This is a genomic window from Chryseobacterium defluvii, assembly GCF_014204415.1.
GTDB lineage: Bacteria > Bacteroidota > Bacteroidia > Flavobacteriales > Weeksellaceae > Chryseobacterium > Chryseobacterium defluvii_A.
The window spans coordinates 1-1,196 of record NZ_JACHLE010000015.1 but is presented as its reverse complement, the minus strand read 5'-3'; the positions used below and the strand labels follow the sequence as shown (position 1 = coordinate 1,196).

Below are 1,196 nucleotides of genomic sequence, written 5' to 3'. Positions count from 1 at the left end.
GGCGAAGAGGTTTGGGGAAAATACCTTTCAGGACAAAATCATGATTTTCTCGCGACAACAATAGCTACTCAGGAAGGCGGTTTTCTTTTAGCAGGAACCACTTATTCAGGCAAAGGCTTAGATAAAAAAGAAGACAGCAAAGGTGGTTCAGATATCTGGCTGATTAAGATTAATGAGTTTGGCGATGAGACCTGGCAGAAGACCTTAGGAACAGCTTCCGATGAAGAAGCCAGATCCGTTATCCAGACCACAGACTTAGGATATTTTGTAGCAGGCAATGTACAGAACTCCACCAAAGGCTACGGTTCCAAAGATGTATGGATCATCAGGCTGGATAAAGACGGAAAAGAGAAGTCCCAACTTCTTTTAGGCGGCAAAGGACTGGATGAAGTGGAAAAGATGATCCCGACTAAAGATGGAGGTGTTTTGTTAGGGATCTATTCCAGAAGCTCTGCTGTCCAAGGTACCCTGTCCAATGTACAAAGTAGCAGCCATATACCCGACACCCGACAACTGACAGCCCTACCCAAGACCACGGACAATGAAGGTGAAGGTGATTACTGGATCATCAAGCTTAACAAAGACGGTAAATTAGAATGGGAAAAGAACTTCGGAGGCAAAGGAGATGACCATATCAGAACCTTGGCTATGACTTCCACAGGTTATATCATTGGCGGCGAGTCCCGCTCGGAGAGATCGGGCAACAAAACCACCGGCATAGAAGAAGGTACCGACTTATGGTTATTAGCTTTAAACGATAGAGGAGAAGAACAGTGGCAGAAGTCCTACAACTTCAAAAACAGAGATGTACTGATGGGGATGAGCGTGATCAATCACCTCTCAACTGATAACTCTAAACTCTCAACTAAAGGAATACTCTTAGGCGGTTATACCCAGGCAGAAGGAAGGATAGAGGCTGATGATGAGACGTTCTGGATGCTTTATCTTAATCAGAATGGAGAAGAACAATGGAGAAAGCATGTGAAGGGAGAGAGCAGAAAGAAAGAGGAGAGATTATCAGACATAAAACTAAACAGAGACGGTTCCATCATATTGGCAGGCACCAGTGCAGAAGAGTTGGGCAAAGAGAACTGGAAGATCGTTAAGCTTGGAGACAGTCAGGTAGATCAATTGATTGAGAAACAGGAGATCAGGGTTTATCCCAACCCTGTACAGGATTACACCTACGTAGAAAT

General features: G+C 44.4%; 1 protein-coding gene. It reads left to right on the top strand.

The window, feature by feature from the left end:
- Nucleotides 1-1,196 (top strand): T9SS C-terminal target domain-containing protein (locus HNP38_RS17900; RefSeq protein WP_184192150.1); only part of this gene is annotated, 1,196 nt, incomplete at both ends.